At 55.4% G+C, this 16,168-nt stretch carries 14 protein-coding genes; 8 read left to right on the top strand and 6 right to left on the bottom strand.

What is annotated here, in order from left to right; translation table 11 throughout:
- Window positions 1-33: 33 nt before the first annotated feature.
- From EK369_RS04950 to EK369_RS04935, 4 genes are all read right to left on the bottom strand, one after another.
- Window positions 34-588: a cupin domain-containing protein gene (locus EK369_RS04950; RefSeq protein ID WP_127112600.1), complete on the bottom strand. Its 555-nt coding sequence runs from the start codon at window positions 586-588 to the stop codon at window positions 34-36.
- Window positions 589-620: 32 nt separating this feature from the next.
- Window positions 621-1,592, bottom strand: a complete 972-nt coding sequence (locus tag EK369_RS04945) for a PDR/VanB family oxidoreductase (RefSeq protein WP_127112599.1) — start codon at window positions 1,590-1,592, stop codon at window positions 621-623.
- 90 nt (window positions 1,593-1,682) lie between these two features.
- The gene (locus EK369_RS04940; RefSeq protein ID WP_127112598.1) at window positions 1,683-2,741 is read right to left on the bottom strand and encodes a Rieske 2Fe-2S domain-containing protein; all 1,059 of its coding nucleotides are present in this window, start codon (window positions 2,739-2,741) and stop codon (window positions 1,683-1,685) included.
- A gap of 48 nt (window positions 2,742-2,789) precedes the next feature.
- Entirely contained in the window at window positions 2,790-3,011 is a 222-nt protein-coding gene (locus tag EK369_RS04935; protein WP_127112597.1) for a recombinase-like helix-turn-helix domain-containing protein, read from the bottom strand.
- Window positions 3,012-3,328: 317 nt separating this feature from the next.
- Here EK369_RS04935 and EK369_RS04930 point away from each other — a divergent pair, with 317 nt between their 5' ends.
- The 3 genes from EK369_RS04930 (at window position 3,329) to EK369_RS04920 (ending at window position 5,921) form a co-directional block, all read left to right on the top strand.
- A complete protein-coding gene (locus EK369_RS04930) occupies window positions 3,329-4,105 on the top strand; it encodes an ABC transporter ATP-binding protein (RefSeq protein WP_127112596.1) in 777 nt (258 codons plus the stop codon).
- 23 nt (window positions 4,106-4,128) lie between these two features.
- On the top strand, window positions 4,129-5,097 hold the full coding sequence (locus EK369_RS04925) for an ABC transporter substrate-binding protein (protein WP_127112595.1): 969 nt from the start codon (window positions 4,129-4,131) through the stop codon (window positions 5,095-5,097).
- Window positions 5,098-5,159: 62 nt separating this feature from the next.
- Window positions 5,160-5,921 carry an ABC transporter permease gene (locus EK369_RS04920; RefSeq protein WP_206198033.1) on the top strand — a complete coding sequence of 254 codons (762 nt, stop codon included), beginning with the start codon at window positions 5,160-5,162 and terminating at the stop codon, window positions 5,919-5,921.
- Between the two features lie 332 nt (window positions 5,922-6,253).
- Here the strand turns inward: EK369_RS04920 and betI are convergent, their stop codons facing one another.
- Window positions 6,254-6,895, bottom strand: a complete 642-nt coding sequence (gene betI, locus EK369_RS04915) for a transcriptional regulator BetI (RefSeq protein WP_127112594.1) — start codon at window positions 6,893-6,895, stop codon at window positions 6,254-6,256.
- A gap of 157 nt (window positions 6,896-7,052) precedes the next feature.
- Between betI and EK369_RS04910 the strand changes: the two genes are divergently transcribed.
- From EK369_RS04910 to EK369_RS04895, 4 genes are read left to right on the top strand one after another with little or no spacing between them, the layout of a single operon-like run.
- On the top strand, window positions 7,053-8,690 hold the full coding sequence (locus tag EK369_RS04910) for a phytoene desaturase family protein (RefSeq protein ID WP_127112593.1): 1,638 nt from the start codon (window positions 7,053-7,055) through the stop codon (window positions 8,688-8,690).
- Between the two features lie 10 nt (window positions 8,691-8,700).
- Window positions 8,701-10,236 carry a phytoene desaturase family protein gene (locus EK369_RS04905; protein ID WP_127112592.1) on the top strand — a complete coding sequence of 512 codons (1,536 nt, stop codon included), beginning with the start codon at window positions 8,701-8,703 and terminating at the stop codon, window positions 10,234-10,236.
- Window positions 10,233-11,420 (top strand): aminomethyl transferase family protein, encoded by a 1,188-nt coding sequence (locus tag EK369_RS04900; protein WP_127112591.1) that lies wholly within the window; start codon window positions 10,233-10,235, stop codon window positions 11,418-11,420. The genes EK369_RS04905 and EK369_RS04900 overlap by 4 nt, the downstream gene beginning before the upstream one ends.
- A gap of 20 nt (window positions 11,421-11,440) precedes the next feature.
- The gene (locus tag EK369_RS04895) at window positions 11,441-12,820 is read left to right on the top strand and encodes an aminotransferase (RefSeq protein WP_127112590.1); all 1,380 of its coding nucleotides are present in this window, start codon (window positions 11,441-11,443) and stop codon (window positions 12,818-12,820) included.
- 83 nt (window positions 12,821-12,903) lie between these two features.
- Here EK369_RS04895 and EK369_RS04890 read toward each other — a convergent pair whose 3' ends face one another.
- On the bottom strand, window positions 12,904-14,931 hold the full coding sequence (locus EK369_RS04890) for an oxidoreductase (protein WP_164726874.1): 2,028 nt from the start codon (window positions 14,929-14,931) through the stop codon (window positions 12,904-12,906).
- A gap of 148 nt (window positions 14,932-15,079) precedes the next feature.
- Between EK369_RS04890 and EK369_RS04885 the strand changes: the two genes are divergently transcribed.
- Window positions 15,080-16,144, top strand: a complete 1,065-nt coding sequence (locus EK369_RS04885) for an extracellular solute-binding protein (protein ID WP_127112588.1) — start codon at window positions 15,080-15,082, stop codon at window positions 16,142-16,144.
- The last annotated feature ends 24 nt before the right edge of the window (window positions 16,145-16,168 follow it).

Raw genomic sequence — 16,168 nt, 5'->3', positions numbered from 1 at the left:
CGCGAAGCAAGCTGCGCCCCCCAATGATCTAGATCAGAGCTTTGGGCGCTTGATTTTGGACACCGGATGATTGGGCGGGTAAGTCGGCGTGACAGGTTTTGGATTGCCGATCATCACACACATCAACGCTTCTTCGATGCCTTCATTGCGCAAGCCACGATATACTCCTGGAGGAACCGAAATGATATCGCGCTCGGTCAGCACAGTTTCGATCTCTTCACCCTGATGTTCGATAAACAGGCGAATCTTGTGCCCTTTGAGGATGAAAAACACCTCTTCCGCATCACGGTGAATGTGGCTCGGGCCTTCGCAACCGGCGGGCAGGACCATTGTGGAAAAGGTAAAATGTTCGGCTGGCACAACATTGTCATCACTGGACACACCAGTTGCGCCTGTCCCGATATAGCGCATTTGAGCACGTTTGTATTTGGGATCATGGTCAGCCTGAAACTTCAGGGCATTCCAGTCCAGCGTACGCGTCTCGTAGCGCGCGACGCGGCTTTCGATCCATTCACCCAGCGACTTACCCTCAGGGATCTGAACATCATCCGGTTCAACCGTGGGGAAATTGGTCGAATTTGCAGACATGGGTCTTCCTTTCTTCTTCAATGTGCAATTGTTTAAAGATCAAGGACCAGACGCTTCCCTGCACAGCGGGAAACACAGATCATCATTGTTCGATTGCTTTCCTGTTCTTTCTTAGTGAGGACCGAGTCACGATGCTCGGGCACGCCTTCTAGAACGCGGGTTTCGCAGGTGCCGCAAATTCCATCTTCGCAAGATAAATCCACTTTGACGCCAGCGGCTTGAATAGCTTCAGCCACCGTCTCTTCTGCGTCGACTTCGACGGTCTTACCGGACTTGTTCAGGACCACGGTGAAGCCATTGGCCTCGGTGACATCTTCGATCACCTTGGGCGCGAAATACTCAACATGGATGTTCTCGTCAGGCAGATCTGCCGTTGCTGTCTCGAACGCGGTCATCATACCCGCAGGGCCACAACAATAAAAATGCGTGCCTTTCGGTTGGTCGGAGATAACTTCCGCCAGGTTGATCGGGCCGCCGTTTTCATTGTCGATATGCAGTCGCAGGTCGATATCCAGCGCTTGCAATTCGGTCAGGAACGCCGCCCGGTCATTGCTGCGGATGGCATAGACAAGTTGGCAGGCTTGCCCCAGTTCTGACAGACGACGCGCCATGCAGACCATGGGGGTGGCACCGATGCCACCGGCGATCAGTACCACCTTTTCTGCGGTCTCGATGAGCGGGAAATGATTGCGTGGTCGAGATACGTTGATCACATCGCCAACGCGCATGTTTTTGTGAATGTATTTTGACCCACCGCGGCTGGCAGTATCCAGACCGACACCGACGACATAGCGATCGCTTTGCGCTGGGTCGCCTTTTATCGAATAGCTTCGGGTAATCCCGTTTGGTAGTTCCAGATCAATGTGTGCCCCAGGTTGGTAGGTGGGTATCTCGCTGCCATCAGGCAGGCGTAGTTCCAGTTCAATAACGTCTGTCGCAGCCCACTCCATGCGTTGTACGCGCATAATCAAGTTTTGGGCCTGCTCCCCGGCTGTATGGGACATGATGAGTTTCCTGCATTGGTAAAGGCGCGAAAGGCCTGGGCCATCTGGGGCCGGAACGCCGTGGTCGCGTTCCGGCATTAGCAAACGATGTTAGCCCGCGTTGGCTTGCGCTTCGGCTTCCAGCTGTTCCCGCGCGAGATTGGCCAGGCGGCGGCGCAACCTGACAAGGCCTATGTCATGCGAATAAAGGATCTCTCGTCCACGTGGATCGCACTGAAGGTCTTCCAACATCACTCGGTCCTGCTCCAGAACGTGGTGGTGCCGCGCTTCCAGTCGGTTTTTGTACAGGAACCGCCAAGTGTCGCGCTGCCAGCCGTCGACTTTGCGGGCGCGCCAGAAAAACACGGCCACTTTGCCGTCTTCACATGGCGTAAACATTCCAACGATGTGGAAGTTGCCGCCAGGACCGCCGGTTTTTGGATAGGGGATTTCCAAACGCATCCAATGGCATCCGGTTTCTCCCCATTCGGCGAAATCGAAGTTGACGCCACGCTGCCCCTCTTTTTCAAAGATAAAGCCGGTTTCAGTCGGAGTAATCACAAAGTCCGCCGAGGCTTCTCCTTCGGCCATCGAATGCGATTGCTTGTGCAGGTAGGTGCCGTGCATCGGGTCCATGACATTGTCGATAACAAAGCGATAGTCGGCAAACCACTCACAGTAGTTGATGAATGAACTGTACTCCGGCGAAGTCAGCTGTTCAGGCAACTCCAAGGGGGGTGCCGAGGGATTGGGGGTGTTCTTGTCTGAGAGGTAGGCAAAGATTACGCCATTGCGTTCTTCAACAGGGAATGTGCGAACACACTTCATACCTTCGAGTTTGCACCCCGGGCTGCCGGGCACACTGACGGCGGTGCCAGTTTCGTCGACTTGAACACCGTGGTATCCGCAAGCAATACGATCATCCATCGCAATGCCGCGAGACAGTGGTACTCCGCGATGCGGGCAGAAATCTTCCAAAATCACGACCGATCCGTCCAGCTTTCGCCACAGAACAAGCCGGTATCCCAACCTGAACAACGAAATCGGTTTGTCTTGGAGCATGGTTGACGGGCAAAGAGCCCACCACTGATTGCGAAGGCCAACTTTGAGGCGCGCTTCAATGTCTTCGTCTGTGATTTCCGGGACGTCCGGCAGAGCTGTATCGTGCATCTGATTTCCTCCAATCAGAATGGCGCTGCATAAGCGCCGGGAATTAGCCTAGGCGCTCAGGCGCTTCATTTCGGCGAGAAACAAATCTGTCGTCCACGTCTCGTTGCGTGGTGACGGCGCGTCCAAAGCGTTCAGTGCAGCGACGAGGCTATCTAGGTCACTGATGCCATCAGCAAAGGCACGCTCCAACGCGTCGCCTAACAGATCCTCGTACTCTGTCGGCTCGCGGTCTCGCGACTGGTGCACAACTAGGTATCTCTCAGGTTTCATCAGTTCCTCCATAACCTGTGTATCTATTTTTTCGTGCTTCCATCCCGGCGCGGGATGACGGTCTTTTGGGTGATTCGTCCCGTATTGAAGTTTGTTCTCCCCCGCCTTCGTATTTGGTTGCCCTGCTTTTCATGCTTTCCCCAGAAAGTCGGCGTTCAATTGAGTGCGCATCCAAGGGCTTGCGTTGTGATGATCTCTAGCATAGTATTAATTCGTGAACAACATGTTCATTATTGAACTTTTTCTCAAAACCAGCCAGGCGCCGAGTTTCGGCGTTTCAGTCGGTAGCGGGTCGAAACAAGGTAAGGGAAATCCCAATGGCGCTCGAATTTTGCTCTGTCACAAAGACATTTGGGGGTGGGGCCTCGCCAGCGATCACAGCCGTCGAGGATGTCAGCTTTAGGATCGAGGAAGGTGAGTTTGTGGCAGTTGTGGGCCCGTCAGGGTGCGGGAAGAGCACAATCTTGAATATGACTGCTGGCCTTTATCAACCTACAAGCGGAAAGGTATTTGTTTCCGGCGAGCATGTCACAAAGCCCAACTCCCACGTTGGCTTCATGCTACAGAAAGACCTTTTGTTGCCGTGGCGAACCATCGAAAAAAACGTCAGCTTTGGCCTGGAGGCGCGTGGTGTACCCCGCAAGGAGTGCAAAGAAATTGCGGCGAAGAAGCTGGACGAGTGTCACCTGCACGGATTTGGCGCCTACTATCCACATCAGCTTTCTGGAGGCATGCGCCAGCGCGCGGCTCTGGCTCGCACACTCGCCATCGAACCAGATGTCATTTTGCTGGATGAACCGTTTTCGGCTCTGGATGCACAGACAAAAATCATCATTCAGCGCAACTTTGGCGAAACCATTCAGGAAGAGGGAATCACAACTCTTCTTATCACGCACGATCTGGCTGAGGCCGTCTTCATGGCCGACCGCATTCTGGTGCTGAGTGGTCGCCCCGGAACCGTGGCCGAGGAAATTGAAGTTGATCTGCCTGATCGTGGCAATCCAACGGCACGCCGACAAAATCCTAACGCGCAAAACTACATCAACCAACTGTTCGATCTGCTCAAACTCCGTGACGCGGAAGAGCTGGAATAGAACTATCTAACAGGAGACCGTCAATGAAACTTCGTACACTGATCGCCGGGATTGGGATGTCCATTCTCGCAACAACCACACTGGCACAGGAAAAGATGACCTATCTTTTTCCAGCGCCTGACTTCTTGCCGGCCTTCGCTCCGTTCAAGCTGGCGCAGGCCCGTGGGTATTATGCCGAGGCGGGACTGGACGTGACGTTCCAGGTTGGTAAAGGTGGCGCCGATGTGGCGAAACAAGTTGCGGTTGGCAATGCCGACCTGGGCGGTGGCATCGGTGATACCCCACTGATCGTGCGCGCCAACGGGCTGGGTGTCAAAAGTGTCGCTGTGCTTGGAAGCAAGGCGCTGACCCAGATTAACTACCGTACTGACGCAGGAATCACCTCGATTGCCGATCTTAAAGGCAAGTCCATCGGTGTTCTCTCGTTTAAGGACACCACCTACTACAACCTTCTGGCGGTCCTTGCTGATGCCGGCCTGAGCAAGAATGATGTTGATATTCAAGCAGTCGGACCCGGAGGGATCATCAAACTGATGATTTCGGGGGACATCCAAGCAATGTCCGGTGTTCCAGAATGGGCCGCGGCCATTCGGGGCGCAGGTGTCGAAATTGTCACTGTTCCGATCAACGATATCTTTCCGGCCATGGCACAAGCCATTCTGGCATCGGACAGTGCGATTGCCGAGCGTCCAGAGGTTGTTCGGGCCTTTGTACAGGCTACTGTTCGTGCCTATCGCGATGTGATTGCTGATCCCGAAGCTGCGGCCAAAGACTATGTCGCTGCGGTTCCTCAACATGAGGGCAAGGAAAAGATCATGGAAGGAATAATGCGTAGTTACATCGATCTGGTTTACGGATCTGACAGTGACCAGTTCGGTATGATGGACGAAGCGCGCTTGCAAGACGTCCAGGAATTCTACGTGGCAAACGAAATTGTGCGCCAGGCTGTTCCCGTTGCAGAGGCATACACCAATCAGTTTGTTATGAACTGAAGCCCTCCATACCGGGGTAGCCCAAGGGCTCCCCGGTTTTGATGCTCGAAGGATCAATACGCATGAAAGCCCCCATCGCCTTGATGACCGCCCTGGTCGCCATTGTTTTTCTCGCTCTATGGGAAATCTTGCCGCCTGTGTTCGGTATTCCCCAGTACATTATCCCCACAGCAAGTCTGTGCCTGGAAGAAATGTTTCGCATGCTGCGGTTGGACAACCTTGTGGGACACTCGCTATCGACATTCTGGATGACGCTGGTCGGCTTTAGTATCGGCAGCGCCATGGGGGCCGCGATTGGTTACCTGCTAGGACTGTCTGAGTTCTGGGAAAGAGTTCTATCTCCGTATATTCTGGCCCTTCAGATTGCACCAAAAGTGGCCTTTGCACCGCTATTCATTATGTGGTTCGGCTTTACGTTCTGGCCAAAGCTCTTGGTGACGATCCTGATTGTCTTCTTCCCCATTCTTGTCAACGTCCTACAGGCGATGAAAACAGTAGACCGCGATATCATCAACCTGGCGCGAGCCTACAACCTGACACGCATGCAGATTTTCTGGAAGATCGAGTTTCCCTCGACGCTGCCTGCCTTGATGGCTGGTTTGCGCATTGGGTCTACTTTAGCCGTGATTGGCGTCACGGTGGGCGAACTGGTCGGCGGCAACACGGGGTTGGGATTTCTCATCTCTTATGGCGAAGGCCAGGCGAATGCGGCGATGGTTTTCAATGCGATTCTTTTGCTGACCCTGATCGGTATTCTGCTCTACTCTGTCGTGACATATGTCGAGGCAAAGTTGCTGCACTACATCCCGAAAGCCGAACACTGACACCGTTTGGCGGCCCAGATTTGCAAGGGCTGCATTTGAAGACTATCTGGCCTGTCCGATTGTCACTGGGCGGGCTTTGATATTGAGTGTTTTGCTCTAGGAGACGCTATGAGCAGTGGTGAACCTACTTCGCGCGCCCTGCACTTACTCTAGGGCGATGACCGGCCGTACATCCAGGCAAAAAATCGCTATACCGTTATCGTGTAAATGGGTCTGAATGGGGTCGAGAACAGCCCAATACATCACCATCGACGTCCTTTGACCCTTACAGGTTTCACTTCGTTCTGTGGTTTGCGAGAACACCGTCTGGTTGTCTTGGGGCAGGTGTCAGGTCAATTGTGTTCGGGAAAGGGTTCCAGCATGCGCTCTATGAAGTCGCGGGCGCCTTTGATGGCCATTTCGCGTGAGCAGCTTTCCGGAAAAAGGTGCATTCGTTGCCAATAGCCGTCGGTCAGCGTATCGATCCAACGGGACAATTCTTGAGCTTTTGCCCGGTCTTCCGTTGGGAACAGTTCCTGGCAAACCTTTTCAATCGCTTCGGTCCGGTTGTTGTCAAATCGCTGGGTGATGCTGGCATATTGCGGTGTAAAGTTCTGTTCACCCCAAAAGGCAAACCAGATTGAGAGCGACGCGCGGTTGCAGATGGATTCGTCGAAATCGGCATCAGTCAAGGCCAGCAAGCGTTCTTTTGGTGTGTCTCCGGAAGACACAAGTGCTTTGCGCCAGTGGTTTTCGTATTGCAGATACAGATCTTCCAGCGCGGCCATGAGTAAGCCATTCTTGGACTTGTAGTAGAAGACAGCGACACCCTGCGACAAGCCGGCCTCGTTGGCGACAGTGGCCAATGTCGTTTTGGCCAACCCATTACGCTCGACCGAACGCAGCGTTGCATCCAAAAGCTGCCGCCGACGCTTGTCAGCATTTTCCTTGCGTTCCTTGCGCGGGCCCTTGCCCGGAAATTCCTGTGCGGTCATTGCGAAAGCTCTTTTTGTTCTCAACGCTGTTCTTTCACATAAGCGTCAGACTGTCAGCCCCTTCGTGGGTTTAGGAATAAATTTGTTTAAGCGCTCAAAAAAACTCTAGACCGGCATTTGGCGATCCCCTACAGTCTGTGCACGCAAGGGGAGTCTCATGGGCCAACACGACAAATTTGATGCGATTATCGCAGGTGCCGGGCACAACGGTCTGACAACGGCTTGTTATCTGGCCAAGGCCGGTCTCAAGGTATTGGTGGTAGAAAAGAACGACTGGATCGGGGGCGCTTCGGTGAGCCGCTCGTTGCATGACGGCTGGACCTACTCCAACTGTTCGTACGTTTGTTCGCTGCTTCGCCGCGAAATCGTGCGCGACCTTGAATTGCCGCGATTTGGCTTGCAGGTCATCCCCTATGAAGGTGGCGCAAGCTTTACTCCGGATGGCGATTACTTTGCCTACTACTCGGATCACGATGCGTTGCGTCGCGAGATGTTCCGTCACAGCCCCGCAGATGTGGATGCTTATGAGCGCTTCAGCCAAACGGTTATTCGTCAATGTCGTTTCATTCGGCCGTTCCTGCTGAGAAACGCGCCTGACCCGTCTTCGTTGAGGCCTCGTGACCTGAACGAATTGCTGTTTCTCCTGAAAAAGGCGCACGGTCTAGGAGCGCGCGAACTGGGCGAGACATTGCGCTTTTGGACCATGTCGATTGGTGACTTTCTCGACGAGCATTTTGAAAGCGATCTCATCAAGGCCCATATCGCCGGGGCGGGGATCATTGGCACGGGTCTTGGCGTCTATTCGCCCGGTACGGCCTATGTCCTTTTGCACCACTACATGGGGGATGTTGACGGCTCGATCGGGGCTTGGGGCTTTGCCCGTGGCGGGATGGGTGCGATCGCAAATGCGCTGGGTGCGTGTCTCGAAGAGGCTGGCGGAACAATCGTTACTGGCTCGGGTGTGGATGAGTTTCTTGTGAAAGACGGCAGGATCACAGGCGTCGCATTGGAAAACGGAGACACCTACGAGGCGCCGATCGTGGCGTCGAACATGGATGTGAAGCGGACATTTCTGGAGCATACAGAGGAAAAGCATCTGCCAGAGGATTTCACGCGCGCAGTGAAGCGGTTCAAGATCCGAGGGTCGTCGGGCAAGTTGAACATCGCATTGGATGCTCTGCCCGAGTTTCCTGCCGCCCCCAAGGGCGCGCCGTTCCTGCGCGGTGATATGCATTGCTCTCAGTCTCTTAACGAGCTTGAGCGCGCTTATGACGACTGGAAAGAGGGGCGCTGGTCGCAGCAGCCCTATTTCGACATGCTGATCCCCAGTCAGATTGACCCGACAATGGCACCTCCTGGCAAGCATATGATGACAGTATTCGTGCAGTACGCGCCCTATGATCTTGAGGTGAATGGGATCCGGTCGGGAGAGAACTGGAATGACGAGACCCGCAAGCAGTTTGCAGATTGCGTGTTCGACAAGATCGAAATCGCAATGCCGGACATTCGCAAACATGTTTTGCACGCTGAAATTCGCACGCCTTGGGACATTGAAAACGAAGTCGGCCTTACCGAAGGTAACATTTTCCAGGGCGAGCTGACCTTTGATCAGCTTTTGTTCAACCGTCCGGTGCCGGGTTACTCCCAGTACAGAACTCCAATCGACGGCATGTATCTGGTCGGTTCGTCGGCGCATCCGGGCGGAGGGGTAATGGCTGCTCCGGGCGCCAATGCGGCACGTGAAATTCTTCGCAACGTTGGCAAGGGCAACCTGATGCCCAGCCACGCGGCATAAGAGGGCAATCATGACAGTTTCTGCAACCTATGACGTGCTGGTGATCGGCGGCGGGCACAATGGCCTGACCGCGGCTGCTACTCTTGCAAAGAAGGGTAAGTCGGTCTGCGTGATCGAAAAATCGGAGCAGTTGGGCGGGATGGCGCGTGAGGTTGCCCATCTTCTTTACAACCTGCACCCGAAGGTGGTGCGAGAGTTGGGCCTGAAGGGTTTGGCTGATGGCAAACCGCTTGCAACGGTATCTCTGGTCGAAGACGGCAAACATGTCGAGATTGCTGGCGATACTGTCCGGTTTGCGGATGGCACCACGCATCCCGATGCAGTGGCCTATGTGGAGCTGACCTCGCGGCTTAAGAAATTCGCAGCGTTGTTGGGGCAGCTCTCGAGCCATTCACCGCCCAAACTCGACGGTGGGCTGACCAGCCTTGCGACGCTGGGCGAATTGGCTGGGCTTGCCAAGCTGGGCCTGAACCTCAAGCTTCTTGGCAAGAAGGACATGAACGAATTTCTGCGTGTGATCCTGACGAATGCTTATGACCTAGTGCTCGATGAAATGCCTGATGGTCCGCTGGCGGGTGCGCTTTGTGCGGATGCCGTAAGGGGGAACTATGTTGGCCCACGTTCACCGGGTACCGTGTTCAATCTGATGTATCGGCTGGGGCAGGGCGGAGAGGCTTATTTGCCCAAGGGGGGCATGGAGGCGGTGGTTTGTGCCTTTGAGTCGGCGGCCAGAACAGCCGGTGCCGAGGTGCGGACAGGGCAGGGTGTGAAACGAATCCTGGTCGAGGATGACAAGGCCACAGGCGTAGAGCTTGAGGATGGAACGCACATCGCGGCACGAACCGTGATGGCGTCGACCGGCCCGCAGGCAGTTATGCAGATGGCCGGGGTCGAACACTTTGATGTCGAAGCTGCGCGACGTATCCGAAACACCCGCTGCAAAGGGACTGTGGCCAAGCTGAGCCTCGTTCTTAAGGATGCGCCATCGATCGTAGGTCTGAGCCGTGAGCAGATGAGGTCGCGTTTTCTGATTGCGCCTTCTGCTGCCGTTGTCGAGCGGTCGTTCAATCCCGCCAAGTACAATGAGCTGCCTGCCGCACCCGTGATCGAAGCGGTTATCCTGACGCCGAGCGATCCTGATCTTGCTGCGAAAGGCCAACACATCCTCTCGCTCAACGTGCAGCACATTCCTCACACGCCCGAGGGCGGTTGGGATGAGGCAAAGCGCCAACAGGTCATCGACACGGTGGTCGCACAACTTGAGGTCTATATGCCCGGGGTGTCAGCTTCCATCGAACGTGCCGACCTGTTGACGCCTGCGGATATCGAAGAGCTGACAGGCGCACCCGGCGGGCATTGGCATCATGCCGAAATGGGCGTGGACCAGATCCTGACCGTGCGGCCAGTGAATGGCCTGGCTCATTATGGATTTGCGGTACAGGGGCTCTATCTGTGTGGCGCATCAGCCCATCCCGGGGGCGATGTGACAGGGTTGCCGGGGCGCAACAGTGCGATCCAACTTCTCAAAGACGGGGTGTTGTCATGAACCAGCTACCGACTGCAGTACCTATCGGCGTCATCCCAACACCGCTCCAGACGCGGTTGGAAGATCTCAGTACCGCCAAGAGCTGGACCAATTGGGCAGGGTTCATTTCGCCGCTTGTTCTGGACACGGTCGAGTTTGAGTATTTCGCGATCCGCAACCAATCAACATTGTTCGACATATCACCGATGCACAAGTACCGGGTCACGGGACCGGACGCGCTGCGGGTGGTGAATCGCATGGTCACACGTGATGTCAGCCGTATGCGCGACAATCGGGTAGGGTATGCGCTGTGGTGTGACGAAGAGGGTATGGTGATCGATGACGGCACTGTGTTCCGCTTTTCTGACAGCGACTTTCGTATCTGCTGTCAGGAAACGATGCACAGCTGGATTCTTGATACGGCATGGGGTTTCGATGTCGACATCGTCGACGAAAGCCACCAAGTCGCGGGTGTGTCGTTACAGGGGCCAACGACCTTTTCCCTGCTAAGTGATGCAGGTCTGACCGTAGCAGGTGCGCTAAAGCCCTTCGATATGGCAGAGGTCGAGCCCGGTCTATGGATATCGCGTACCGGATTTACCGGCGACCTTGGGTATGAGCTTTGGACCAGTTGGGACAAGATCGCTGAACTCTGGGATCGCCTGTGGGCCGCGGGCGATCACTGGGGCCTGCGTGCCATCGGGTATGAGGCCCTGAACATTTGCCGGATCGAAGCCGGTTTTATCGCGGCTGGAATTGATTTTCAGCCCGTTCACACAGCCATGCGTCTGCATCGTGGCCGCAGCCCGATAGAGTTGGGTTTTGAAAAGCTCGTACATTTTGACAAAGGGCACTTCAACGGCCGCCGCGCGCTTTTGAAGCAAAAAGACGCGGGACCACGACACGTTCTGCGCAAGATTGACCTGGCCGGGTTCAAGCCAGCCGATGGTGCCCTGCTGTACTACAAGAAAAAGAAAGAGGTTGGCCATGTTACATCCGGTGTGTGGTCTCCGACCACCAAACGCAACATCGCACTTGCCGAGTTTAAGGCGCCGTACGGTTATTCCATAACCGATGATCTCTGGGCTGAAATCTACGTATTCGAAGAGGGAGTGTGGGACAAACGCTTGGTGCCCGTGACCTTCGAGGACAAACCATTCTTTATCAATGACCGGTCCAGGGCCACGCCGCCAAGACCGTTCTGATCCAGTTGACAGGATTAAAAATGACCGAACTGAGCAAAATCACCGGTTCGAATGAACCCAGTGCCGAAACTCTGCTCCAGTGGGATCGCGAGCATCAGATTCACCCATGGGCAGCAATGGATGACTGGCGTGACTATGACAATATGCTCATAGACACGGCTGACGGCATCTACATGTGGGATGCACAAGGCAAGCGCTATATTGATGGCCCTGCGGGCATGTGGTGCACCCAGATCGGGTATGGCCGCCGGGACATGGCAGAGGCCATTGCCGCCCAGGTCATGAAGCTGCCTTACACCTCGCCCTTTACAAACGTGACCGAACCTTCTGCGGTCCTGGCCAAGAAAATCGCCGACATGGCGCCCGGTGACCTGAACAATGTGTTCTTCACAACCGGTGGCTCAACCGCTGTGGACACGGCGCTCCGGACGATGATGTACTATAACAACCGCCGCGGTCTGCCGGAAAAAAAGATGATCCTTGCACGGGAAAAAGGCTATCATGGCTCGACCTATCTGGCGCATTCGGTAACCGGTAAAGAGCGCGACAAAAGCCATTTCGACTTTGAATCCCGGTTGGTGCATTTCTTGCCCGACGTGAATCCCTATCGTCGAGCGGCAGGGCAAAGCGTTGAGGCGTTTTGCGACGAGAAAGTCGCGGATCTAGAGAACGCCATTGCAGAAATCGGGGCCGACAGGATTGGGGCCTTCATTGCTGAGCCGATCCTGTCTTCTGGCGGTGTAATCGTTCCTGCCCCTGGCTATCACAAGCGGACGTGGGAGATTTGCAAGGCTAACGACATTCTTTACATTTCGGACGAAGTGGTAACCGGTTTTGGCCGGCTGGGACATTGGTTCGCGTCGGAAGAGGTGTTTGGCATTCAGCCTGACATGATCACCTGCGCCAAGGGTCTGACGTCGGGCTATCTGCCGCTTGGCGCCTGTATCATTGCCGATCACGTGCTGGAGGCAATGAGCCATCTGGGCGAGCCATCGAGCTATACAAACGGATACACCTATTCCGGCCATCCGGTCAGCTGTGTAGCTGCCCTGAAAAACATCGAAATCTTCGAAGACGAAGGCATTCTGGAGCACGTACGCTCCGTGAGCCCTCATTTCCAGAAACGCTTGGCTGAGCTGGTGAAGTACGACATCGTTGGTGACGTACGTGGTATGGGTCTTTTGGGTTGTATCGAAGGCAAAGCCGAAGACCTCGAGGCCGAGCGCACGCTGGGCAACAAGATCGACGCAGCCTGCGAAGCACGTGGTCTGATCGTGCGTCCTCTGATAAATATGGCGGTATTCTCGCCACCGCTCATCATTACGATCGAGCAGATCGACGAGATGTTCGACATCATCGAAGACGCCTTGCAAGAGGTCGAAGCCGAGCTCAAGGCTTAGGGGCAACCTTTGTCGTGACAGGAAAGCCCCCGGTGTCGAGATGACATTGGGGGCGTTTGTCTTTTGTGAGGGGCGGCCAAGGCTTAGAAGCTGTGCTCTCGTCGGCCGTAGGTTTGGGCCAGATCAATCTCGCGTCCCAAGTCCATGCCAGCGCGGTAGCCCGCGTGCACTGCCGCGGCGATTGTGCTGGGGGCTTCCGCATCACCGATCCGAATGACGGATTTCAGGTTGTCGTTTTGCGTTGCCCGCAACCCGTCATAAAGGTCCAGAACCGGAAGGCGCCGACACAGGGGGATCACCACATCACAAGCCAGCTCGTAGGGGCGTCCGGCAAAGGTGCATTCCAACCGTGCCAACCCTGGTTCGACGGCGGTCATCATCCGGTTGGTGACAATCTCAACACCCGCTTCAACAAGAGCGGCATTTGAGCTGTAGATTTCCGTCGTGAAGACGCCAAACTCACAGGGTTTTCCGGCAGGCGTTACCAGGGTCACTCGGTGCCCTTGTTTGCGAAGCAACAAGGCGATGACCGACCCCATGTAGTAGTGATCATCGTCGTAGATCACGACGTGATCGCCGGTGATCTGTTCTTCATTGAGCACGGTTTCGGCGCTGAGAACCATACCGGGCGCGGCCTGGATCAAACCTGTCGCCGAATGCCGTCCAATCGTGTCTGCCGCCCATTTTGAGCCTGTGGCAACGACCACATGATCGACGTCTAGAACGGAAACATCCGCTGCAGTCATCCTGCTTTCTGGAAAGACATCGACATTGTCGAGCTTATCGATCTGACCGACACGCCAGTCTCGCACGCGACCCCACTCGATCAAGCCGGGTAACTTGGCTTCGCGCGTCGCGCGCCCCCCAAGTGTGCGTTTGGCTTCGGCCAACATGACCGAATGGCCGCGTTCCCCGAGCACGCGCGCAGCTTCGAGGCCCGCGGGGCCCGCGCCAACAACCAGAACTTTTTCCGCCTTGTCGGCCCGACCTGTGCGTTCGGGGTGCCAGCCAAGCCGCCATTCCTCGCCCATGGTTGCGTTCTGGGTGCAGCGCAAAGGTACCCCCAGCGAGTCATGCGCATAGCAGATGTTGCAGCCAATACACTCGCGAATGTCTTCGGAGCGACCTTCGGCAATTTTCTGTGGCAGGAAAGGATCGGCGATTGACGGGCGTGCCGCACCGATCAGGTCCTGATGCCCGGCCCGGATCACCTGCGCCATCGTGTCAGGCGAGGTAAAGCGCCCCACTGCGACCACGGGTTTCGATGTCAGAGACTTGGCCTTGGCAATCGACTCGACAAACGAGGCTTCCTTAACGAACCGACTGGCCCCCATTTCAACACCATAGTCCGGCACGGTGAGGTCCCAAAGATCGGGCAGATCGGCCATTGTGGCGAATGCGTCGTATGTTTCGGTGTCGTTCAGATCAACACTGAACCGGCTTGCGACAGCGACCTTGTCACCGACAGCCTCGCGGGTTTCTTCGATCAGCTCGCGGATCAGTCGCGTGCGATTTTCGACGGAACCACCATACTCGTCCGTTCTGTTGTTCACGGTCGGGTCCAGAAACTCAGACAAAAGATAGCCGTGGGTGGCATAGACATAAACGATGTCAAATCCTGCTTGTACAGCACGCTTTGCGGCATCTCGATGCCAGCGTCTTAGGTCACGGATATCCTGCTTGTCGATCTTGCGTGTCTGGCCCGGGTTCACCACTCCACTGTCGGTTTGAGGGCGGTTACGCAGGCCATAGGCAGGCAAGCGCGTTCCCAGGTTGGCAACCATTCCCCCCCCCAACCACAGTTCGACCCCTGCCAGTGCTCCGTGTTCATGCACAGCCTCGGTCATCAGTGCATTGGCACGGATGTCATCGTTGTCCCAAAGGGCAGCATAGGGAAAGGCATCATTGTCTGATGTCGGGTGGACCGAGCAGAACTCGGTGTTCACAACCCCCCAGCCTCCTTCCGCTTTGACACCGCGCATAGCTGCCAGTGTCTGCGGGCGCCGCCATCCCATGCCGGTGCAGTGTGGAACCTGATAAAATCGGTTCCTGGTGGTGACAGGCCCAATTTTCAGGGGCTCAAACAGGATATCGTGCCTGGAATCTCGCATAAATCGCCCTTTGCTCTGCGGAACTGTCGCTTCTTTATTTGAGCGCTCAAATAATCCTTGTGTCAATCCCTCAACCCTTTTAACTTTTCTGTGGATAATCAGGTTTGGCGGATCGGCTGAGCCTGTGCCGTGAAACAGGGAGATGAAAATGAAACATACGACCAAAACGGCCACCAGCGTCGTTGCCGCCCTTGCGCTTTCGGCGGGGACGGTTCTGGCTGCTGATGCAGAGCTGACCATATTTGATTGGGCAGGCTATGAGGATCCAGAATTCTTCAAAGCCTATTCTGCCAAACATGGGGATGCTCCGACATTCGCATTCTTTGGAGACGAAGAAGAAGCATTTCAGAAACTGCGCTCAGGTTTCAAGGCGGATGTGGCTCATCCGTGCTCGCAATCCGTGCCCAAATGGATCGAGGCAGGGCTGCTGGCACCACTCGACACCAGCCGCATTGACCGTTGGGACGAATTGGAAACGTCTTTCCGGGATATCGAGGCATTCCAAAAAGACGGCAACCACTACTTTGTGCCCGTTGACTGGGGCAATACTCTGGTCACCTATCACACCGAGCACCTGACTGAAGCTGATGTGCAATCGCTGCAAGCCTTTGCAGATCCAAAGCACGCAGGCCGTATTTCAATCGGTGACAATGTGGACGATGCCTATGCGCTGGGCTTTCTGGCGACAGGCGTGAAGGATTGGACCACGGCCACGGAAGAGGACTTTGAAAAGGCATCGGGCTTTCTTCGTGAAGTCCACAAGAATGTGCGAACCTATTGGGCCGACGGTGCGTCTTTGGCGCAGCTGATGCAGTCCGGCGAGGTGTATCTGGCGTGGGCTTGGAACGAAACTTATTCGACCATGACCTACGAAGGTCATCCGATCGCGATTAACAAGAACACCGATGAAGGCGTGTCAAGCTGGGTCTGTGGGTACGCCAAGCTGAACGATGCACCAGGCTCTGAAGATAAGTTTTACGACTTCATCAACGCCTGGCTTGAGCACGAGACCGCCAACTATCTTGTCAGCGCCTGGGGCTATGGCCACGGCAACGCTACGGCAATGGCTGCCATGGCCAAGGAAGATCTCGCTGCGGTAGGCCTGGAAAGCAGCGATCAGATTCGCCAAAACACCCTGTGGCAGGCGCCTATGAACTCGGATTTGCGGGAAAAGATGATCGCAGAGTTTGAGTTGATAAAAGCCGGGTTCTGAGGCCGCATCCTACAGATAAGACGA

The sequence above is a fragment of the Shimia sediminis genome (assembly GCF_003990645.1).
Classification (GTDB): domain Bacteria; phylum Pseudomonadota; class Alphaproteobacteria; order Rhodobacterales; family Rhodobacteraceae; genus Shimia; species Shimia sediminis.
The sequence above is the reverse complement of the archived record's forward strand: the minus strand, read 5'-3'. Positions and strand labels throughout refer to the sequence as shown.